Source organism: Snodgrassella alvi wkB2 (assembly GCF_000600005.1).
Taxonomy (GTDB): Bacteria; Pseudomonadota; Gammaproteobacteria; order Burkholderiales; family Neisseriaceae; genus Snodgrassella; species Snodgrassella alvi.
In genome coordinates this window covers 215,324-236,120 of record NZ_CP007446.1, presented here as the reverse complement: position 1 = coordinate 236,120, position 20,797 = coordinate 215,324, and the positions used below count along the sequence as shown (strand labels likewise).

General features: G+C 39.0%; 19 protein-coding genes and 1 riboswitch. Of the genes, 9 read left to right on the top strand and 10 right to left on the bottom strand.

The window, feature by feature from the left end; all coding sequences use genetic code 11:
* Positions 1 to 243: 243 nt before the first annotated feature.
* Positions 244 to 549: a hypothetical protein gene (locus tag SALWKB2_RS01005; RefSeq protein WP_025329840.1), complete on the top strand. Its 306-nt coding sequence runs from the start codon at positions 244 to 246 to the stop codon at positions 547 to 549.
* A 536-nt stretch (positions 550 to 1,085) separates the two neighbouring features.
* Here SALWKB2_RS01005 and SALWKB2_RS12615 read toward each other — a convergent pair.
* A complete protein-coding gene (locus tag SALWKB2_RS12615) occupies positions 1,086 to 1,220 on the bottom strand; it encodes a hypothetical protein (protein ID WP_269146747.1) in 135 nt (44 codons plus the stop codon).
* 205 nt (positions 1,221 to 1,425) lie between these two features.
* Here SALWKB2_RS12615 and SALWKB2_RS01000 point away from each other — a divergent pair, with 205 nt between their 5' ends.
* From SALWKB2_RS01000 to tenA, 3 genes are all read left to right on the top strand, one after another.
* Complete coding sequence (locus tag SALWKB2_RS01000; RefSeq protein WP_144353306.1) at positions 1,426 to 2,775, top strand: M48 family metallopeptidase; 1,350 nt, start codon at positions 1,426 to 1,428, stop codon at positions 2,773 to 2,775.
* Between the two features lie 1,983 nt (positions 2,776 to 4,758).
* On the top strand, positions 4,759 to 5,301 hold the full coding sequence (locus tag SALWKB2_RS00990) for a hypothetical protein (RefSeq protein ID WP_038648597.1): 543 nt from the start codon (positions 4,759 to 4,761) through the stop codon (positions 5,299 to 5,301).
* Positions 5,302 to 5,878: 577 nt separating this feature from the next.
* A riboswitch (TPP riboswitch) is annotated at positions 5,879 to 5,968 on the top strand.
* Positions 5,969 to 6,025: 57 nt separating this feature from the next.
* On the top strand, positions 6,026 to 6,688 hold the full coding sequence (gene tenA / locus SALWKB2_RS00985) for a thiaminase II (protein WP_025329836.1): 663 nt from the start codon (positions 6,026 to 6,028) through the stop codon (positions 6,686 to 6,688).
* Positions 6,689 to 6,948: 260 nt separating this feature from the next.
* Here tenA and SALWKB2_RS00980 read toward each other — a convergent pair whose 3' ends face one another.
* The 6 genes from SALWKB2_RS00980 to SALWKB2_RS00955 form a co-directional block, all read right to left on the bottom strand.
* A complete protein-coding gene (locus SALWKB2_RS00980) occupies positions 6,949 to 7,176 on the bottom strand; it encodes a SlyX family protein (RefSeq protein WP_025329835.1) in 228 nt (75 codons plus the stop codon).
* A gap of 120 nt (positions 7,177 to 7,296) precedes the next feature.
* Positions 7,297 to 7,452: a 50S ribosomal protein L33 gene (rpmG, locus tag SALWKB2_RS00975; RefSeq protein WP_025329834.1), complete on the bottom strand. Its 156-nt coding sequence runs from the start codon at positions 7,450 to 7,452 to the stop codon at positions 7,297 to 7,299.
* Between the two features lie 26 nt (positions 7,453 to 7,478).
* Positions 7,479 to 7,712 carry a 50S ribosomal protein L28 gene (gene rpmB, locus SALWKB2_RS00970; protein WP_002216391.1) on the bottom strand — a complete coding sequence of 78 codons (234 nt, stop codon included), beginning with the start codon at positions 7,710 to 7,712 and terminating at the stop codon, positions 7,479 to 7,481.
* A 255-nt stretch (positions 7,713 to 7,967) separates the two neighbouring features.
* On the bottom strand, positions 7,968 to 9,467 hold the full coding sequence (locus SALWKB2_RS00965; protein ID WP_025329833.1) for an efflux transporter outer membrane subunit: 1,500 nt from the start codon (positions 9,465 to 9,467) through the stop codon (positions 7,968 to 7,970).
* On the bottom strand, positions 9,464 to 12,676 hold the full coding sequence (locus SALWKB2_RS00960; RefSeq protein WP_025329832.1) for an efflux RND transporter permease subunit: 3,213 nt from the start codon (positions 12,674 to 12,676) through the stop codon (positions 9,464 to 9,466). Before SALWKB2_RS00960 ends, SALWKB2_RS00965 begins: the two co-directional genes overlap by 4 nt.
* Positions 12,677 to 12,688: 12 nt before the next feature.
* Positions 12,689 to 13,924, bottom strand: a complete 1,236-nt coding sequence (locus SALWKB2_RS00955; protein WP_025329831.1) for an efflux RND transporter periplasmic adaptor subunit — start codon at positions 13,922 to 13,924, stop codon at positions 12,689 to 12,691.
* Between the two features lie 310 nt (positions 13,925 to 14,234).
* Between SALWKB2_RS00955 and SALWKB2_RS00950 the strand changes: the two genes are divergently transcribed.
* Positions 14,235 to 14,864 (top strand): TetR family transcriptional regulator, encoded by a 630-nt coding sequence (locus tag SALWKB2_RS00950; protein ID WP_025329830.1) that lies wholly within the window; start codon positions 14,235 to 14,237, stop codon positions 14,862 to 14,864.
* Positions 14,865 to 14,965: 101 nt separating this feature from the next.
* Here the strand turns inward: SALWKB2_RS00950 and SALWKB2_RS00945 are convergent, their stop codons facing one another.
* A complete protein-coding gene (locus SALWKB2_RS00945; protein WP_025329829.1) occupies positions 14,966 to 15,418 on the bottom strand; it encodes a universal stress protein in 453 nt (150 codons plus the stop codon).
* Positions 15,419 to 15,595: 177 nt separating this feature from the next.
* On the opposite strand from SALWKB2_RS00945, the gene SALWKB2_RS00940 reads away from it, so the two are divergent.
* Genes SALWKB2_RS00940 through SALWKB2_RS00930 form a run of 3 tightly spaced genes read left to right on the top strand, consistent with a single transcriptional unit; the run spans position 15,596 to position 17,592 of the window.
* Complete coding sequence (locus SALWKB2_RS00940) at positions 15,596 to 16,027, top strand: acyl-CoA thioesterase (protein ID WP_025329828.1); 432 nt, start codon at positions 15,596 to 15,598, stop codon at positions 16,025 to 16,027.
* A complete protein-coding gene (locus SALWKB2_RS00935) occupies positions 16,028 to 16,930 on the top strand; it encodes a tyrosine-type recombinase/integrase (RefSeq protein ID WP_025329827.1) in 903 nt (300 codons plus the stop codon). It abuts the gene before it with no gap.
* A 23-nt stretch (positions 16,931 to 16,953) separates the two neighbouring features.
* Positions 16,954 to 17,592, top strand: coding sequence for a LysE family transporter (locus SALWKB2_RS00930; protein WP_025329826.1), 639 nt, complete (start codon positions 16,954 to 16,956; stop codon positions 17,590 to 17,592).
* 80 nt (positions 17,593 to 17,672) lie between these two features.
* Here SALWKB2_RS00930 and SALWKB2_RS00925 read toward each other — a convergent pair whose 3' ends face one another.
* Together SALWKB2_RS00925 and SALWKB2_RS00920 are read right to left on the bottom strand one after the other, a co-directional pair.
* On the bottom strand, positions 17,673 to 17,996 hold the full coding sequence (locus tag SALWKB2_RS00925) for a pyridoxal phosphate-dependent aspartate aminotransferase family protein (RefSeq protein WP_148295341.1): 324 nt from the start codon (positions 17,994 to 17,996) through the stop codon (positions 17,673 to 17,675).
* Positions 17,997 to 18,300: 304 nt separating this feature from the next.
* Complete coding sequence (locus tag SALWKB2_RS00920; protein WP_025329824.1) at positions 18,301 to 19,662, bottom strand: MFS transporter; 1,362 nt, start codon at positions 19,660 to 19,662, stop codon at positions 18,301 to 18,303.
* A 305-nt stretch (positions 19,663 to 19,967) separates the two neighbouring features.
* Between SALWKB2_RS00920 and SALWKB2_RS00915 the strand changes: the two genes are divergently transcribed.
* The gene (locus SALWKB2_RS00915) at positions 19,968 to 20,651 is read left to right on the top strand and encodes a winged helix-turn-helix domain-containing protein (protein WP_144353304.1); all 684 of its coding nucleotides are present in this window, start codon (positions 19,968 to 19,970) and stop codon (positions 20,649 to 20,651) included.
* Positions 20,652 to 20,797 lie beyond the last annotated feature (146 nt).

Genomic DNA, 20,797 nt, shown 5'->3' with positions numbered 1-20,797 from the left:
TCTATATAATAAGTATCTCTCATCACCGCTTACTGTCGGTTTATCACTGTCTAATTCAGATTATTATTTTTTTAACATTCTAAATGTATCAATGAGAACCAGACAAATACAAAATACTTCCTGAAACAATCATCATAATTAAAATTACACATCCAGATTACAAAACACAGCAGCCTGCTACCAGAACTTAATCAGGCTATATTACAATTATTCCATTATTTATATTGATTATCACAGACAGCCATGCAACTTGATCGTACTCTTCAGTATCAGATTCTTACCGAACTTACCGATTGTTTTCCGAATCCCTCATCGCAGGAATTTTTTGACCAGTTAGTAACACAATATAGCCTTGATCATGTACTGGGCAATCTTATCTATCTGGACGGACACGGATTAATTCGGTTAAAAATCGATCAGGGATTTAATTATAAAGAAATTCTCTGGACACTAACCGAACCAACCGTAAAGGCATTTGATTTTCTGGCAGACGATGGTGGTTTAGCAGCTATTCTGCAGGCCGAAACAGAAAAACCGAATAATAAATAGGCAAATTCCTAACTTGGTCAGAAAATTTAATAAAAATGAGACATTAAAGTATATAAAATCATTTGTTTTTATGTATTCTAATGGTAGAAATGTATTTAGTTTGGTAAATTAAAGATTCTGAATTATTGTTAACTGATTCATATTGCTTTTTTCTGTAAGATTACGCAAGAAAGTAATATAGCAGGTGATTATCTTGCATAAAAGTACAAACCTTCATATCTTTTCGCTCAAAGAGAAAATCTATCTTTTTTTTTCATCATTTTATTACCACTTATTAGCATTCGCCTAAGCATTTACTATTATCCCTCCTCATCACAAATCCAGAGCATCAATCAGGAAATCTTTCAGCTTTCATTACAACAGCAAGAGTTACTACAGCAGCCTGAAAGTTATGAGAATAACTGCAAGCGTCAGCAAATAAAGCAAGAAATTAAAAAGCATAATTTCGCACTTACATATGCCAAACCACTCGCTACAGGCGGCATAGTTAGCGGTATTATGTGTCTTTTTTCCGGAGTAGTTGCTTTATTCCTGATTCAGCATTTGGGCAGAAAAGCAGATAAATCATTAAAACAATTGCGCATTAATTTTACTCGTGCGTCGCATATGATACAGGCAATTTTGCTGATATTGCCCATCAGTCTTATTCTGTCTTTTTTATTCGTTTTCATAATACTTACTGATGGTACAAGACCGGAGAAGGCAATCATCCCTCTGTTTGTTGTAGCAGGATTATGCTTTTTCTATTTACACAGATATAACAAACAGGATAATACAGGAACAGCCAGAGTAAGCGGTGTGCTGATCACGACTGAAACCAATCCGGAATTATGGAAATTAATTAGGGAAATTGTACAAAAGCTTGGGTTAAACGCTATGCCAAACCATATTGTACTTTGCATAGGAAATGGCTTCAGGGTAAGTAATAAAGCAGTTCGTCTGTATCCGGACAGAATAGTATTAACAGGAAATACTTTATATCTGGACAGTACTTATATTAATTATTTAACCTTAGCAGAATTATCCAGCATAATTGCGCAGAGATTAAGTCATATTGCCAGTAATGATTTAAATGTATCTGCAAATTTTAATCGTCAGATTGATAAGTTAACTGAAACAGCTAATTTTTTATACCAGAATTATTTATCCTATTCTTTATTCGAAAATTATTTATTCTACCCTCCATATTTGCTAGCCAAATATTTTTATTGTTCGTTCAATAAAGCAATTCATTGGTGGTATCGTTCCACAGAAGCTATGGCGGATTTAAATGTTTTAAAAGTTACCCATAAAGAGCAATTTGCTTTAGCCTTAAGTAAAATGCATCTTTTGCAAACACGAATTAATCAGGCATTGGAAAATTATTACTATAAAACACATATAAACTTTCTGCCTTTAGATTATGTTACACACTATGTAGAACACTCAGAAACACCATCGCTTAGCAAACTTCTAAAAAAATCACCTTCTGTTTATGCCCGGCACCCGACTTTAGCTCAACGACTGTCTTACATTAAATATGGCGAATTAAACCGTTTGAGTGGTTTGCTCATCAACATTAGTCCAACCACGCTTCTGAAAGATTTATTTAGTAAAGAACTAAACATCCTGCAATCAGATTATCAAAATGATATACAGGAAACAGCAGAAACTAAATTAAATTATCTGAAACATATCAGTAGTCAACATCAGGAAACCATTACCTTAAAACAGGGCGGAATAATCAGATCGTTTCTGCGATCCCTGCTGGCTGGTCTGTTTATCTTAATAACATATGCTTGTATTACAACTGATAAAGCATATGATTCAGAGTGGCTGATAGGTGTCATTATCCTCTCAATGATTAGTGCTTTTTGCTTATTCAGATGCTACAAAATGTATAAAAGCATTGGTTCAGCACTACTTACCATGAAGCCACGCGGATTAATTCTTCCCTGCTTTGATAAAGCTATTCCATGGAAGCAAATAGACTCTTTTGAGATAACTGGCCAAATGTACAAAAAGCTAACTCTTTATCTCAATCCAGCATTCAAACCGGGAGAATTCAAACCATGTTACGCAAAAATAAAATATAACAAACGAAATAATCATATCCAGATAACTGCATATGAAATCAGAGGCAAAATAAAGTTACCGGATTGTGAGTCTTTAATATCAGACTACATAACAGTTGCTCATGCCCGAATAGAGCTGCAGTTATTTATGCAAAGCCAAAATAATCAATAGATTATGATTAAATTCATTATCATTCCTATTATTCTGCTTCTTCAGATGGCCGGCTATATGTTTCTGTTTTATGAAAATAAACATGGACATGCTGATTTTCCTATTGAATGGGTCATATTTAACATTTTGGGAATTTTTAACCTGATTATATTGGTACTGTCTTATTTTCTTTTTTTTAATTCTGAAAATAAAATTTCTTTTTGGTGGATTCCTGTAACAATAGCTGTAATTACTATTATCAAACTGATTATTCAATATATAAGAATGGCTTTGGGTGAATTCTAAATTTATTAGCACAAAACGAGACAGGGAAAAGAGAAAAATTTATCTTTTGCAATAATAGAAAGAGAAGGAGGTAATATAACCGATATAAAATCTTTTATTAATTATTTAACTTTAGCAGCATAATCGCACATAAATTAAATAACATTGCCAGAAATCATTTAAATGCATAAGCAAGTTTTAATCATCAAATTGATAAGTTAATTGAAACAATTGATTTATTTAAAAATTATTTATTTTATCGAATATATCTGCCATCTAAATATTTTTTATCATTCATTTAACTGGACAATTTATCAATGGAATCGTTCCAAAGAGTTTATGGCAGATTTAGATGCTTTAAAAATGATTCCTAAATAGCACTTTACCTTAGACGTATCTTTTGCAGGAGCCAATTATTCAGGCATTGGAAAATTATTATTACAAAACAGATATAAATTATCTGACTTAGATTATGTTACATATTATGTAAGAAAGTCAGAAACACTGTAACTTAGCAAACTACTTAAATAATCACCTTCTGTTTACAACCGATACCCGAATTTAGCTCAACGGCTGTCTAGTATTAAATATTACCAGCCTAAATCATTGAATATTTTACTCATTAGCATTACTGCAACCAGGCTTCCGGAAGATCCGTTTAATAAGGAATTAAGCATTCGGTAATCGAATTACCAAAACGATGTACAGGAATTAGTAGAAATTAATTTAGATTATCAAAAAAGCATCATTAATGATCATCAGGAACTCATTATCCTAAAACAGGGCGGAATTATCAGATTATTTATGCGATCCCTGCTGGCAGATCCGTTTATCTTAACAATATATGCTTGTATTACAACTGATAAAGCACATGATTCAGAGTGGCTGATAAGTGTCATTATCTTCTCAATGATCAGTGCTTTTAGCTTAGTCAGATGTTACAGAATGTATAACCCATTGGTTCAGCACTACTCACCATGAAGCCTCGGGGATTGATTCTTCTCTGTTTTGATAAAGCCATTGTATGGGAGCAAATAAACTCTTTTGAGATAACTGGCAAAATGTACAAAAAGCTAAATCTTTATCTCAATCCAACATTCAAACCGGGAGAATTCAAACCATGTTACGCAAAAATATAATATGACAAAAAATAATCAGTAGATAAATTACGACTGATAATAATCAATAAAATTTTTACCAATATTTAAGTAATTTCTTTATGAATAAATTTTAAAATTAGCGAATTTTAGTATATTAAATATGTTCAAAGTCCTGCATTCTTTACTTTATCAGAGTTTTTAATTTGTATATCAGTGTATGTATATGCAACAATCAATTTCGGTTCTAGGAAATAATTTGAATAATAGTACAACCCAAACGACTCAATACAAGCCCAACAAAGAGCCAATTTAGTTCAATTGTATTTGTATTATATTATTGTTAAAATAAATTAACTTAAAATATCTTTTGATATTTAATCAAAAAAATATCAAAATTTAAAGAGTTATAAGTTAACAACTTTAAAGACAAAAGCATATTTATATATTTATTTTAAGAGAGGATCTATTTTTAGTTCAACAACTATCTTAATATCAGTACAGGAACAATATAGCTTATGCAGTTAACCTATCAATATCAGTGAAACAGCTTTCTCTAAGCAATCTATTTAATAATGAATCAGCACATTTACATCAAATTGATACACGGAAAGTAATAAAAATGAACCAGCGTGAACCAAACCATCATGTGAATTATGATCATAATCAAGAAACCATTACCATAATACAAGGCGGATATATTCGATTATTTTTTCGCGCATTAATAGCAATCTTTTTCATTATTATGACATATTTGATAATAAGATTTGGTCATAAAATGGATTATGGAAGTAAAATATCTTCAGTTCTGATAAGTATTTATTTTTCATCTAGATGTTACAAATTGTATAAATGTATAGGTTCTGCACTACTTACCATGACGCCGCAAGGATTAGTTCTTCCTTGTTTTGATGAAGTTATTCCCTGGGAACAAATAACCTCATATCAGATAATTAAAAACATGCATATCAAGCTAAAAATTTGTCTTAATCCTGCATTTAAATTAGGGCAACCTAAATTTTGCGGCGCAGAAATAGACTATTATTGTAATAAAAAAGAAAATCGTATTGAGATAACTGCATATGAAATCAAAGGAAAAATACAGTTATCCGACTGTATTCAACTGATATCAAAATATAAAACACTTTCCGAAGCAAAAGTTTGAATACTAAAATCTACACTTAATAAAATAGTTTATACATCAACTAAAGCAGATAACAATCAGAAAAATTTCAAAGGATATCTAAATAAATTTTCTTATGAATAAATATTTAGATATAAAAATTTTCACTACTATTGTAGTTAAATTTCAACTCTCTATCAGTAAACTGCATGCTATAAAGCTAACATGCAGTTTACTAGCTACATTTTCTGATTATATGATTTTAAAAAATTTAGTTATTTAATGAATATAAAAACAAAGTATAAGATGTAATCTTACCAGAACACTTACCATTGATAATTAAATGTAGTCTCTACCATCCGCCCGCTACAATAACGGCAGGTAAACTTTCCGCTCAAGAAGCAACATATTTTTTATCAGCCTTAATTCTATTTCAGACATAAATTTGAATAATAAAATAAAAATTTGATCTCTGAATAATACCCAATATTCTATCTAGAGAATATTTATTCAATATATATTTATTGAAAACAACTGTATACTATAGTTGTCAGTACATCTTATAGCTGGTTCAATATTTTTTCTGCTAGTTGTCTGACTTTCTTTTAACCTTTACCGGTTAATTTATCCGGGGTGCCGCTGGCTGAGATTACACCCGTAGAACCTGATGCGGTTAGTACCGCCGAAGGGAGTATAAAACACGCTTTTTTCGAATAATAAGTCTGTTTTGTTACTCCTTAATATATTATTTATTAAAGGAGCTTTTATGCCATCATTTCAATCACTCACAGAAGCCTGTCAGGATGAATGGAACCGTTATATTCAGCATGATTTTATCCGCCAGCTAGGTAAAGGAATACTGGATAAATCGTGTTTTCAGCATTATTTAAAACAGGATTATCTTTTTTTAATTCAGTTTGCGCGTGCATGGGGACTCGCGGTTTATAAAAGCCATGATGTATTTGAAATACGCAAGGCATTAGCAGGTCTCAAGGCTATTATGGATACTGAGCTGGAATTACATATACAGTATTGTAAGGAATGGGGTATCAGTGAACAGGAGCTTAGTACTCTGCCCGAAGCCAAAGCAAATATTGCATATTCACGCTATATACTCGATGCCGGACAACAAGGGGAATTACTGGATTTACATATTGCACTAGCACCATGCTTAATCGGATATGGAATTATTCCCTGCTGGCTTAAAGATCAGCCATGGTATCAAACAATTAATAACCCTTATCAAAGCTGGGTAGAAATGTACGCAAATGATGAATTTCAGATTGCCATGCAGGAAGAAATTGACTGGATTAATCAGCGTTTAGCCGATATTGATTCACAGCGCTTTCAGCAACTGAGCAAAATTTTTACTAAAGCGACGCAATTAGAAGCTGATTTCTGGCAAATGGGACTGGATAAAAGCTACTAACTAAATATTTTATATGCATGACTTTCCCGTCAAGATAACTGATGGGAAAGTTTAATAATATTCATATAGAATATTATTTCTATTAAAATAAATTTAAATTTTAAAACAACACTAGAAATTGTATGATTGTTTATTCTTTATAAAAATTGTTTATTTAAAACTCTGCTTCAACATTTATATTAATTAGATTTCCAATTAATCAAAACGCGGTACATCTGAAATTGAAATTTTCTGCTTTGTAATATTCCGGACAAAATTAATCAATAATGGGGCGGAATTTCATTAGCCGGATTAAATGGTTCGTTACCATTTTCTATCTTGTCTGGCAGACGCTGGTACAGCAGACGCAGTTGTGCCTGCTGTAAATCCAGAGTTTGCTGAATTCGTGCTATGGTATCACTCAGACTCTGGATAGTTTCCGCCTGTAGCGCACTTTCAATTTCCAGCTCTTCGATTCGGTGTTGTAATACTTCCAGGATTTCAGGCATGTTGTTATCCATTGTTTGATTATTTAATCTTTACCGGCAAAGATAATCTGATTTTGATTATTTGTAATAAAAAAACCTGAGCAATAAACTGCTCAGGTTTTTCAAACCAGTAAGAAATAATTATTTCAGTTTGGTTTCTTTGTACAGTACATGTTTACGCACTACCGGATCGAATTTTTTGATTTCAAATTTACCGGACATGGTACGTTTATTTTTGGTAGTGGTATAGAAATGACCAGTACCAGCAGAAGATTCCAGTTTAATTTTGTCGCGCATTGCTCTATCCTTAAATCACAATATGATTAAGCTTCACCGCGAGCGCGCAGGTCGGCCAATACTACATCAATACCTACCTTGTCGATTGTACGCAAGGCGGCGTTAGAAACGCGCAGGCGTACCCAACGGTTTTCACTTTCAACCCAGAAACGACGTGATTGCAGATTAGGCAAGAAACGGCGTTTGGTTTTATTGTTGGCGTGTGACACGTTGTTGCCACTCATCGGGCGCTTACCGGTCACTTTACATACACGTGCCATGGTTAACTCCAAACTTCTAATAATTTTGTAAAACGCGATTTATACCATGAAAAGCGGAATCTATTCAAGGGTTAAATCATTTTGTATGACATGAACAGCTGAAAATGTTGCTGTTGAATCAGGCAAACTGTAGTAAGTACAGATTTGATACCGACTGATTACCGGTTCAGGTTACTGCCTGAACTGTATTTTCAGTAAGCTGCTTATGCCGTCAGACGGATGGCAGAGTAATACTGCCATCCGGATTTCAGACAATTACCGCACTGTGGTTGTGGTAGTAGTTGTCGTGGTAACGCTAGTGTTTTCTGCAGGTGTGACCGTTTGCTGATTCAGTCCGCCACCCAGTGCTTTATAAAGATCGGCACGGTTTTCCAGCAGAGTCTGCTGTGTATTGAGTAGTGCCTGCTGTGCAGCATAACTGTCACGTTCTGCATCCAGCTGTTCCAGTGAGCTGGCTATGCCGTGTTTATACCGTAACTGCGTGAGCTTGTAGCGATTAGTTTGTGCCTGTTCACCACGTGATTTTGCCTCATACTGCTTTTTAAGGGAATCACGCGCCACCAGTGCATCGGCCACATCACGGAAAGCAGCCTGTACAGTTTGCTCATACTGGGCTACAGCAATGTTTTTACGCGCTGTTGCCAGATCCAGATTACCTTTGTTTTGCCCCCATGTGAAAATCGGCAGGGTAATCTGTGGCGTAAAGCTCCATGTACGGTTCGGACCATTGAAGAGATGACCAATATCGTTGCTGCCGGAGCCAATACTGCCGGTCAGGCTGATGCGCGGGAAAAATGCTGCCCGTGCCGCACCGATGTTGGCATTAGCAGATTTAAGCGCAAACTCAGCTGCACGTACATCCGGCCGCTGATACAAGATGGTCGACGGCAAGCCGGCCGGCAGCTCCACATTCACAAACTGGCGGCTCAGTGGTGCTGCTGCCGGTAAATCGTCCGGCAATGGTTTACCCACCAGCAAAGTTAAGGCATTGTGCGCCTGTTCACGCGCCTGTTTAGCCGCAGCATAATCGGCACGGGCTGTTTCGATTTGTGCTTCTGCTACATCTACCTGTACCTGTGAAATTACACCAGATCTGAATTGCAGATCAGTCAGACGCTTGCTTTCTTCACGTGATTTTAATACACGGCTGGATAAGTCCATTTGTGCCTGAGCAATACGCTCAGCAAAGTAGGCTTTGGCCACGCTGGCAATCAGGCTGATCTGGGTAGAATCGCGCACCTGCTTTTGCTGGAAATACTGATTCAGAGCCGCATCAGACAGGCTTTTAACCCGTCCGAATAAATCCAGCTCAAATGCGGTTACACCTAAACCGACATTATATGATTCTGCAATATAGCTGGTTTGCTGACCCGTAGCATCACGCATAGCGCTTAAGTCCTGCGCAACACGCGAACGTCCGCCATTACCTGTCGCACCTAATGCAGGCAGGCGGTCTGCGCGCTGAATAGCATACTGAGCCCGAACCGCTTCCACGTTTAATGCGGCCACACGCAAATCACGGTTATTAATTAAAGCCAGATTGATAATCTGTTTCAAACGCTCATCAGCGAAGTAGTCCTGCCAGCCGAGATTGGCGGCAGCCACAGAACCGGTATACCGGTCATTGGCTGCTGCATCTGGAAAGGTTTCTGCCAGCTCTACTTTCGGCTGATGATAGCGGGGTGCCATCGAACAGGCAGACACTACTCCGGCAACTAATACAGCCAGCAGAGTAGGTTTCACTATGTGTTTCATGCTTTATCCTCTTTGTCTGTCTGGTTGGCAGACTGCACACTGACACAGCCATCACTGTTTACTGTCATCGGCAGATTTTTGTCATTGTCAGGAGTACCGCCATTTTTGTCGTTCTTTTTCCTGCTGAACAGACTGCGTACAGTTGAATAGAATACAGGTACAAAGAACAGAGCCAGACAGGTACCCACTAACATTCCCCACAATACGCTGGTACCAATGGCTCGCTGACTCGCAGAAGAGGCACCACTGGCAAAGTACAGAGGCACTACACCCATAATGAACGCAATGGATGTCATCAGAATCGGACGGAAACGCAGGTGAGCGGCAGCCAGTGCAGCTTCAAGCGGACTTTTACCCTGCTCTTGCAACTCCTTGGCAAACTCCACAATCAGAATGGCGTTTTTAGCACTCAGACCAATTACGGTAATTAACCCCACCTGAAAATAAACGTCGTTCTCCATACCGCGCATCCATGTACCCAGCACGACACCAAGCAGACCCAGCGGTACTACCAGCATTACGGATAATGGAATTGTCCAGCTTTCATATAGTGCGGCCAGACACAGGAATACAGCCAGCAGTGAGAACATATAGAGGATGGTAGACTGGTTACCCGCATCTTTTTCCTCTTTAGACAGACCTGTCCACTCATAACCAAAACCATCCGGCAGCTTGCTGGCAATTTTTTCCATTTCATTCATGGCATCACCAGTACTGTATCCCGGAGCAGCATTACCGGTAATCGCCATAGCGGTATAGCCATTGTAGCGGACAGTTTGTGCCGGGCCGGTAATCCAGCGTGTCTTCATGATGCCGGATAATGGTACTGGCTGTCCCTGTGCATTATTAACGGTAAGCTTGCTCAGGTCTTCAGGTGTCATACGGGAAGCCACATCTGCCTGTACAATTACGCGCTGCATACGTCCTTTATTCGGGAAGTCGTTAACGTAGTTGGAACCTAGAGCAGTACTTAATACAGTTGAAATATCACCGAATGACACGCCTTGTGCATTAGCAGCATCGCGGTCGATATCAATCTGCAATTGCGGTTCATCTTCCATACCGTCCGGACGTACCTGTGTCAGCACTTTACTTTCACGCGCCATACCCAGCAGCTGATTACGCGCGGCCAGTAACGCCTCATGACCTTTACCGCCACGGTCTTGCAGCCGGAAGCTAAAGCCGGTACTGGTACCCAGCTCAGGAATGGATGGCGGTACCAGAGCAAAGATATAACCATCACGTACTGAACCCATCATAGCACCGGTAATACGGTTAGCCAGTGAATTGGCGCTGTGTTCCGCACCGCTGCGTTCTGACCAGTCTTTCAATACAAGGAAGCTCAGACCAACGTTCTGCCCCTGACCGGTCATACTGAAGCCCAGTACGGATACCATGTTTTTCACTTCAGGCTGATGAAGAGTGAATTCTTCCATCTTCTTGAAAGTATCCAGTGTACGATGCTGAGTCGCACCCGGCGGCAACTGAATCAAAGCAATGGAATAACCCTGATCTTCCTCCGGCAGGAATGAAGTCGGCAGACGTACCATTACTAATAACGCACAGGCTGTGATAGCAGCATAGATGATGAACATACGTACGCTGCGATGCAGTACATAAGCCACTTTGGATTCGTATTTTTTGGCACCGCTGGTAAATTTGCGGTTAAACCAGCCATAAAAACCCTTTTTCTCCGCTTCATGTTCGTTAACTGGTTTAAGCAAAGTAGCACACAAGGCCGGTGTCAGCGACAATGCCAGAAAAGCAGAGAAGAAAATGGCTACCGACATCACAATAGAGAACTGACGGTAAATATTACCAGTAGAACCGGAGAAGAACGCCATCGGGATAAATACGGTAATCAGTACCACTGTAATACCGACTACAGCGCCGGAAATCTGCCCCATAGCCTTTTCTGTAGCAGGCTTTGGCGGCAAATGTTCATCGGCCATGATACGTTCTACGTTTTCCACCACCACAATGGCATCATCGACCACAATACCGATTACCAGTACCATGGCAAACATGGTCAGTACGTTAATCGACAGACCGGCAAAGTACATGATGGTAAAAGCACCCAGCAAAGCAATCGGTACCACAATCGTCGGAATCAGGGTATAGCGAATGTTTTGCAGGAATACCAGCATAACAAGGAATACCAGTACAATCGCTTCTACCAGAGTATGTACCACTTTTTCAATGGAAATACTAACGAAAGTGGAGCTGTCATATGGTGCAGACCAGCTCATACCGGCAGGGAAATATTTTTGCAAATCAGCCAGCTTGGCCTTAACTGCATTGGCTGTAGCCAGTGCATTACCTTTAGTCGTCAGCTGAATACCTGCACCCACCACGTCTTTACCATTCAAACGGGCACCAGTAGAGTAATCCTGTTTACCCAGCTCTACACGAGCAACATCTTTCAGACGTACCAGTGAACCATCGGTATTGGCTTTAACAATAATATTTTCAAACTGTTCAACTGTTTTCAGCTGACCTGGGACAATGATAGTCGCTGTAGTCTGAATATTATCAGGTGAAGGCAAAGCACCCAGACTACCTGCAGAAATCTGCTGGTTCTGTGCAGCTACTGCGGCATTAACTGCTGCCGGGGTCAGATTAACACTGCGCAGCTTGTCTGAATCCAGCCAGACACGAATGGCGCGTTCAGAACTGAACACCATTACATTACCTACACCGTCAATACGCTGTAATTCCGGCTGAATGTTACGTACCACATAGTCTGCCATATCTGCCGGGGTCAGATTAGGACTATCACTGGTATACATGGTTACCATCAGGAAGTTACTCCGTGATTTAGCAATCTGTACACCAGTCTGTTTGACCATAGCCGGCAAACGCGGTTCTGCTCGTGAAAGCGCATTCTGCACATTCATCTGTGCAATATCATCATCGGTACCCGGGTAGAAGGTCAGGGTTAATGTACCCGTACCGTTGGATAACGATTTTGCTTCCATGTATTCCAGGTTTTCCAGACCGTTCATTTCACGTTCGATACGTGACAATACAGTATCTTCAATGGTCTGGGCATCAGCACCCGGATAGGAAATAGTCAGGCTGATGGAGGGTGGAGCTACTGTCGGATACTGGGCAACAGGCAGCTTGGTAATACACACTATACCGGCAATGATGATGAACAGCGCCACCACCCATGCAAAAATCGGTCGGTTAATAAAAAATCGTGACATATTACAGATTCCTTACTGAGCCTGAGAGGCAGATGCCGCAGAAGCTTTAGGTGCAGATGCAGAAGCTGCCTTAGCCTGAGGCGCAGGCGCACCATTAGCAGGTGCAGGTTTCCACGGCTGAGTCTGTACTTTCTTCGCACCGGTTAACTGTACCAGTGCCAGACCATCCATTGCTACTTTATCGCCAGTACGCAGACCTCCGCTGATTACCCAGTTTGTGCCCTTTTGCTGTACTACGGTTACATTGCGTACAGCCAGACTGCCATCAGCATTAACCACCGTAACCGTATCACCACTGGCACCACGGGTTACTGCCTGCTGTGGCAAAACGATGGCATTCTGAATTTCAGCCTGTGGAATCTCTACACGTACAAACTGTCCGGGCAGCAACATATCATCATCATTCGGAATTTCAGCACGTACTTTAACTTCACCGGTACCTTCATCTACAGTCATATCTGTAAACAGTAAACGACCTTTTTGCGGATATTCACTACCGTCATCAAGCTTGATGGCCACTTCGACGGCACCATTGATGGTTTTCATCTTACCGGTAGCAATATCCTGACGGATCTTCATTGCCTGTGCGGCAGTCTGGGTCAGGTCAACATATAAAGTATGTGTTTGCTGAATCAGCGCCAGCTGAGTAACATCATTCTGGCCGACCAAAGCGCCTTCAGTTACCAGCGCCTTACCAATACGGCCTGAAATCGGAGCACGTACATAGGCATAACCAACGTTAATCTGTGCGCTTTTAATTGCAGCCTGTGCGCTGTCAATCTGTGCATGCGCCAGACGCTGTTGTGCGATTGCCTGATCAAATTCCTGTTTACTGATTGCGTTAGCTGCAACCAGCGGACGATAACGGACAATATCGGCATCAGCCTTCGCCGCATTAGCCTGTGCGGTTGCCAGACTGGCACGTGCCGATTGCAAAGAAGCTACATAAGGCGCATTGTCGATCTGAAACAGTGGTTGGCCTTCTTTAACATAAGTACCTTCTGTAAACAGACGTTTCAGCAAAATACCAGCTACACGGGCACGTACTTGTGACTCGCGAATCGGCTTCAGACGACCAGTCAGCTCGGTATCTACAGTCACCGTTTCCGGATGTACAGTCAGTACACTGACCATTGGTGCGGGTGGTGCTGATGCTTTATCGCCTTTGCCACATGCAGCTAATGCCAGCGCACTTGCCAGTACTATCGCACTGATGCGCCATTTATCTGCTTTTCGATTCGTTCCCATATTCACCTCAATATGTGCATATATACTTTAAAAATTAAATAACTTTTTACTATGCTGTGCTAAAAATATGACAAAAATAGCGCTGGTGCCAACACTTAGGGCTGCCGAAATCTAAATATCAGGCAGCCAGCAATGCGACAACAGACGATTAAATAAGAATAACTTTACGCTGCGCATTATACATGCAACAATGTATGTATACCAGATGCAATAATTTAATACTTAAGTTATTTTAATCAAAAAATCTTGTGCTAATCTGAATTAAATACAGATTTGCCTAATTTAATTTACAGATAAACGGAAATTTATTATGCGCAAGACCAAAGAAGAAGCCCTGCAAACCAAAGAGGCTCTCATGGCTGCTGCACTGGATATATTTTACCGGCGCGGTGTCAGCCGTGCTTCACTGCAAGAAATTGCCAGCGCAGCCGGCGTGACTCGCGGTGCTTTATACTGGCATTTTAAAAATAAGGAAGACTTATTCGATGCGTTATTCCAACAGGTTTTCAGTAAACTGAGCAGCCAATTGCAGCATGACATTGACACCAGTTCTCCTGATGCATTGAACAATCTGATGCAGGCGCTGAAACACATGTTTCAGCGTATGGCTAGTGATAATAATTATCGTAAATTCTGTCATATCTTGCATTTGAATTGTGAGCACACCGCTGACAACCATGCGATTGTGGCTTTGTTGCAAAAATACCAAAATTTATGGTGGCAAAACCTGTGTGCTGTATTTCATATGTGCTGTCAGCAGCATATTTTGCCGGCAAATATCAATATCCAGCAGGCCGCCCTGTATTTTCAGGCTCTGTTTATGGGATTAACCAATTTATGGCTGACTGATCCGGATAATATAGATATTACCAGTATTGCCCCTAATTTTATTAATATTGCCCTCGAATCACTGCACCATAATCCGAATCTTCGCCAGTAAATCATCCATCCTGATTAGAATTGATACTTTACATAAATAAATAGCAGGCAATAACCGAGCTCATTGCCTGCCAGATTTCAATAGAAATAACAAATTGTTAATCAATCATCATCACGTACACGTAATAACATCACCGGAATATCAGACTGGCGTAAAACACCTTCAGCCACAGAGCCCATTAATATATGCATAAAACCACTGAAGCCGTGAGTACCCATCACCAGCAAATCAACATTATGTTCCGTCGCTTCCTGAATCAGCATATCAGCCACTTTATCACCGGCACTTTCCAGCACTTCAATTTCATATTGCATACCGGATTCTTCAAGTAGTTTTTCTGCCTGCTCTAAACCTTTTTTACCTGCTGCATTAACTGCTTTGCGTACTTCTTCAGAAGGCAGCGCTCCTACACCACCCCAGCTAAACTGTGCCAGATCCACAACATTGACTACCCGTAGAACCGCATTACATAATTTAGCCAGCATGATTGCTTCCTGCAAGGCTCGCATAGCAGCTGCACTTTCATCTACCGGTACCATAATTTTGTGATACATCGTTATTCTCCCTGCCCGACAAACCATAACTGCGTTTGTTAATAAACTGAAAAACAACAATACAACCTAAGAAATACTGGCAAAGCTTAGCACAAATTTGCCTGATACAAACATCAGTCGGCTACAGAATACCTCAAAAACTGCTACCATCTAGCCTGAATCCAGTAAGGAAAACCCATGAGCCGTATTCATATCGAACCACCCGAACACTGGCTGTTTCATACCACAATCAAGGTATATATCGGAGACATTAATTATGGCAATCATCTGGCCAATGATGCCGTATTACGCCTGTGCCATGAAGCACGGCTGCGCCTGCTGGCCTCGTTCGGCTTTAGCGAAATGGATATTGGTGGTACCGGTTTGATTATGCTTGATGCTGCTCTGCAATTTCAGGGACAAAGCTTCTATGGTGATGAATTAAACTTTGATTTGGGTATATCTGATCTGAGCAACACCGGTTTCAGTATTTTGTACCGTATAACCCGTGTCAATGATGGTGCTGCCATTGCCATGGTAAAAACCGGTATGGCTTTTTTTAATTATGAACGCCAGCGTATCAGTCGCACACCTGAAGCTTTTCGTCATCTCCTTGCACAGAGTAATTAAATGCAGACTACTTCAACCCCCAACTGGATACTCTGGAATGAATTTTTTCAGCACTTACAGCAGCGTGGTCTGTCTGCCTTAACCTGCACTGCCTACACTCGTGACCTAATTCAGCTCATCCGGCTTCTGCCCGATAACCTTACTGCTGAAAGCATTACACGGTTGCATCTGGTCGGTGCATTGAAAAAACTTAGTGGGATGGGTGATAAGCCTGCCTCACTGGCTCGTAAGCTTAGTACGTGGCGAGCCTATTTTAATTTCCTGCAACGTCAGGGAAAAATTGAAACTAACCCAACTAACAACATTAAAGCTCCTAAAGCGGGGGCACGTCTGCCTAAAGCCGTTCCGGCAGAAAAACTAAACCACACATTTGACCAGCCCACAGCCGAAGATACTCTATCACTGCGCGATCAGGCTATTTTCGAATTGCTGTACGGCAGTGGTTTACGCTTGAGCGAACTCGTGCAACTGGATTTGCATCACCTAATGCTGAATGAAAACTGGGTTCATGTTAGTGGTAAAGGGAACAAACAGCGTCAGGTTCCTTTGGGTCAGAAAAGTATTGATGCTTTACGGCGCTACCTGCCCTGCCGTTATGCCATTGCGGGAGAAAATGCCGTTTTTACCAGTCAGCGCGGCACACGTCTGAGTGCGCGTCAAATTCAAAACCGTTTAAATGTCTGGTCAATTACTCATGGCAGCGACCGCCATTTATCACCGCATATGCTGCGGCATAGTTTTGCCAGCCATGTTTTACAAAATGCTCATGACATTCGCGCCGTACAGGAACTGCTTGGGCATAAATCCATCAGCACTACCCAGCAATACACTAAGCTGGATTTCAATCATCTGGCACAAATTTATGACAGTACTCATCCGCGTGCCAAACGTCGTAACAAATAGCCGTTATAACTCTGAATCTGTTTATGCTTAATCAAACACAATCCATGATTGCCAGTATCGTTTTGCTTAATCTTCTGGGACAGCTATCTCCGGGGCCGGATATGCTGCTTATCAGCAAAACTGCACTGAATTATTCACGCTGGGCTGCATTTTGCGTAGCACTTGGCATTACTACAGGCGTGGCTTTCTGGTTATTACTGACTATTGAAGGTTATAGCGCCTTATTGCAGCAGCTGCCCTGGTTACAGAATATCCTGATGCTGGCTGGCGGTTCATACTTAATCTATTGCGGCTACCAGATGCTACGTACAGTTATACCCCAGAATAATTCCATTACTACACCAATACAGGAAAAGCATTTTTTCTGGAAAGGTCTGATTACCAATCTGTCCAATCCGAAAATCATTTTTTATCTGGGCAGCGTTATGTCCATGGCTATGGCTAATGTACATAAACCCACATTAAAATATGAAATTATGCTTATTTTACTGGTACAGGTTTTACTGACTTTATGCTTAATGATATGGCTGTTTTCCTTACCCATAATTAAACGCAACTATTTACACTGGAGTCTGGCTATAGACCGCATTGGCGGCTGTGCATTCATCTGCTTTGGCTGCTGGTTATATATTCAGATTATCACCAGCCTGCTTTATCATTAACTAATAAATAAAAAGGACAGATAAATCATCTGTCCTAATTTTTTACTACCATAATTTATTTTACCCAGCGCACAATAATTCTACTGGCTTAATCCATCATGATAAAATGCCGCCAGCAGTACCATAGTTACCCGATGTGTAATCACCAATTTCCGCACAAATTCATTTTCTGGCGCAGTGCTGACATCTCCGTAATTGAGTACCCTAAAATATATTCCCTGAGGCACATAAACCTCAAAACGTGAATAACGCAAACCAGCCAGCATAAAATCGCATTTTTGCTGAAAAAAGCAGCCTAACTTTTCATAATGTGAAGCATCTGCCAGATAAACAGCAATAGCATACAGTACAGGCGTATGGATACCAAATACATCAAACTGAAGAACCTTGCGAAACGCTGGCATCAATACAGCAGCTGCTACACAATAGCCTGTTTTCCAGCCAGTTGCATGTAACAACTTAGCAAACAACCGATAACCAAAGTTCGTTCACGTAATAACGGGTGATTTAACAATATCTGCGAGCGAGGTAATACACAAAGGCATTATTACCAGTGTTCATCTCTGCCAACGCATTCCTATATAATCATTTATCCTGCTCAATTGAACGTAATTGATCGGCTCCTTCGAGCATTTTTCCATATGATGATTTATCTTCAATAAGAATTTATTTGAATTGTTAGCCTCATAAGTAAAAATGAGACTGTATTTATTTTTTTATTCTAAATAAAGAGACATATGAATAAACAAACATAATAGAGAGTACACTAAAAGTAATACCCCATAATTTTTGATAGGTAGAAATATTCACTAAAGGCGAAATCTTTGCTTCTAATAACATTAAAGAACATGCTGACCCAATAATAATTCCTCCATTTTGAAAAAGCCTTAATAAGCCTCCAATCGTTGATTGTTTATCTTTTTTTTGATCCATCGCTATCTGAATTAATGAACCTTGAAACAGTCCGCCACCTAAACCATAGCACAAAGCAGCTATAACATAATTAAAAATTGAAATATTAAAACTCACAAAGAAAAGCAAGGCAAAAGCAAATAGCATAAGCGGTAAAGCATAAATTAGTATAATTTTATTACAACTTGAATTTATTACTTTTCTGCAAAACACACTTAAAATAACGCCAATGGGTGCGGCAGTACAGATTAATCCTATATAATCGATTGGATAACCAGCTTCTCTGATAAACAAGAGAGGTGACGCTGAAAAAATGATGCCCGCTGTCAACCCAAATATCAAACTGCCAATTGAAACGTATCTAATTGACGAGATGAATAATAATTTGACAGGAAAAAAAGGATTGGTGCATTTTGACTCTATCCTCAAAAAAATAAAAAAAATGATTAAAGTAGAAATACCAATAAAATTTTTTTCAATCAATAACAGATTTAAATTATCAGAATAAATAAGAGAAACACAAGCCACTAACATCATAAAAAAAAGTATCATTCCTTTTAAATCAAAAGTCTCTCTTTTTAGTGTGTTTACTGCTTTAGTTATTTTCAAACTAAAAAAACATCCCACAATACACAATGGAACATTAATTAGAAACAAAAATTGCCATCCCCATAATTTTAAAATAACACCGCCGAAAGAAGGTCCTAAAATTGGTCCTAAACTTATCGCCAACATTATGAAAGAATTTAACCTTATTTTCTGTTTACTTGATTGTAAACCAGCCAGCCCCAAGCAATTTGCCTGCAATAGCGCGGCACCAACTCCTTGTCCACATCTTGCTATAATAAGCTGATTTGCAGACTCAGAAAAACCAGCTATCAATGAGGTTAGACCAAAAAGCACGAAACCTGCTATTAACGCTATTTTTTGCCCCCAAAAGTCACCAAGCCAACCGCCAGGAACAAGAAAAATAATTAAAAATAATAAATATAAAGTAACAGATAATCCGATATATTCCAAAGAAACACCAAAGTCGATGGAAAACGTATTCAGTGCTAAGTTTATAATACCGGTATCCAGTGTTGATAAGAACAATCCTAAACAACATGTAATATAAATAGAATATATTGGTTTAGAACTATCTACTACTTTAGTCATTTATAGTCCCCGTCTTAATTTGATTAAACCATTAGCTAATTGCCTGCAGAAGAAAGTGATTTCACCCTTAACCAATCATCAAATTTGCAATAATGAAATATCCATTTTTCATATTTACTCAAATCTTTTCTCTCTTGTTTTTATTGGTGAAAATATCTGATTAGCTTATTTACTTTTCAGGAATAATGTTTAAAAAGAAATTTAAACAAATTAGCTAAAGAGCGTATATTAATTCGCTGTGCTTAATTGATTTCAAATTGAATAATAATAAAAAAATCATAGATTTTTCATGGAGATTCTAAAGAGTGAATAAATTATATTGTAAGGATTTAATACGATTTTCAGACGCAATGTCTGATTTCAGTAGAGTTATAATTATCACTGAATTAATGAATGGCAGAGCTCTTTCAGCCTCATGGTTAGCAAATCGACTGAATCTGTCGCCACAGGCTACGCGTTTTCATTTAAAAAAACTAGAAGATGTTGATCTTATCCATCATAGAGAGTGTGGTAAACACCATTACTATGAAATAAAAAATCAAGATACCGCAATGTTTATTGAATCAACTTTTAATATTATTCCCCCGAAAGAGTGTTTATTTTTATCCAATACTAACACTAAAGAAAAATTTAAAGAGGCAAGAACATGTTATAAACATCTAGCCGGTTCATGGTCTGTTGCACTTACGCAGTCATTTATTAATAATGAATTTATTGTTATACAAGATAATTTTTTTATAGTTACTGAACATGGTAAAAATTTTTTTAAAGGACATAAGCTATTAATCAACGCATCTAATACAGCTAGTGTTGGAAAGCGCTGTATAGATTTTACTGAGCATAGGGATCATATTGGTGGTCCATTAGGAGCTTTACTACTTCAATCAATGCTACAACAAGAATGGTTTAAACAAAATGATAATAATCGTGAATTGACAATTACGCCAAAAGGTAGAAAAAATTTAAATGTATTATTAATTGATAAATAGAGATTTACAATAAAAATTAACTTTTTGATGATAAACTAATTATATATGTTTAGCATGATGTCAATTCTGGATTAACTGATTCTAAGCAATTTTAGCTCAAATAAGAGCTTAAGCAGATCATGCTTTAATTGAAAATGATTGCTATC

Coding starts and splice junctions, on each gene's coding strand:
- SALWKB2_RS01005 (WP_025329840.1), top strand. CDS start 244: ATGCAACTTGATCGTACTCTTCAGTATCAGATTCTTACCGAACTTACC.
- SALWKB2_RS12615 (WP_269146747.1), bottom strand. CDS start 1,220: ATGAAAACGAATAAAAAAGACAGAATAAGACTGATGGGCAATATCAGC.
- SALWKB2_RS01000 (WP_144353306.1), top strand. CDS start 1,426: ATGCCAAACCATATTGTACTTTGCATAGGAAATGGCTTCAGGGTAAGT.
- SALWKB2_RS00990 (WP_038648597.1), top strand. CDS start 4,759: ATGAACCAGCGTGAACCAAACCATCATGTGAATTATGATCATAATCAA.
- tenA (WP_025329836.1), top strand. CDS start 6,026: ATGCCATCATTTCAATCACTCACAGAAGCCTGTCAGGATGAATGGAAC.
- SALWKB2_RS00980 (WP_025329835.1), bottom strand. CDS start 7,176: ATGCCTGAAATCCTGGAAGTATTACAACACCGAATCGAAGAGCTGGAA.
- rpmG (WP_025329834.1), bottom strand. CDS start 7,452: ATGCGCGACAAAATTAAACTGGAATCTTCTGCTGGTACTGGTCATTTC.
- rpmB (WP_002216391.1), bottom strand. CDS start 7,712: ATGGCACGTGTATGTAAAGTGACCGGTAAGCGCCCGATGAGTGGCAAC.
- SALWKB2_RS00965 (WP_025329833.1), bottom strand. CDS start 9,467: ATGAAACACATAGTGAAACCTACTCTGCTGGCTGTATTAGTTGCCGGA.
- SALWKB2_RS00960 (WP_025329832.1), bottom strand. CDS start 12,676: ATGTCACGATTTTTTATTAACCGACCGATTTTTGCATGGGTGGTGGCG.
- SALWKB2_RS00955 (WP_025329831.1), bottom strand. CDS start 13,924: ATGGGAACGAATCGAAAAGCAGATAAATGGCGCATCAGTGCGATAGTA.
- SALWKB2_RS00950 (WP_025329830.1), top strand. CDS start 14,235: ATGCGCAAGACCAAAGAAGAAGCCCTGCAAACCAAAGAGGCTCTCATG.
- SALWKB2_RS00945 (WP_025329829.1), bottom strand. CDS start 15,418: ATGTATCACAAAATTATGGTACCGGTAGATGAAAGTGCAGCTGCTATG.
- SALWKB2_RS00940 (WP_025329828.1), top strand. CDS start 15,596: ATGAGCCGTATTCATATCGAACCACCCGAACACTGGCTGTTTCATACC.
- SALWKB2_RS00935 (WP_025329827.1), top strand. CDS start 16,028: ATGCAGACTACTTCAACCCCCAACTGGATACTCTGGAATGAATTTTTT.
- SALWKB2_RS00930 (WP_025329826.1), top strand. CDS start 16,954: ATGCTTAATCAAACACAATCCATGATTGCCAGTATCGTTTTGCTTAAT.
- SALWKB2_RS00925 (WP_148295341.1), bottom strand. CDS start 17,996: ATGCCAGCGTTTCGCAAGGTTCTTCAGTTTGATGTATTTGGTATCCAT.
- SALWKB2_RS00920 (WP_025329824.1), bottom strand. CDS start 19,662: ATGACTAAAGTAGTAGATAGTTCTAAACCAATATATTCTATTTATATT.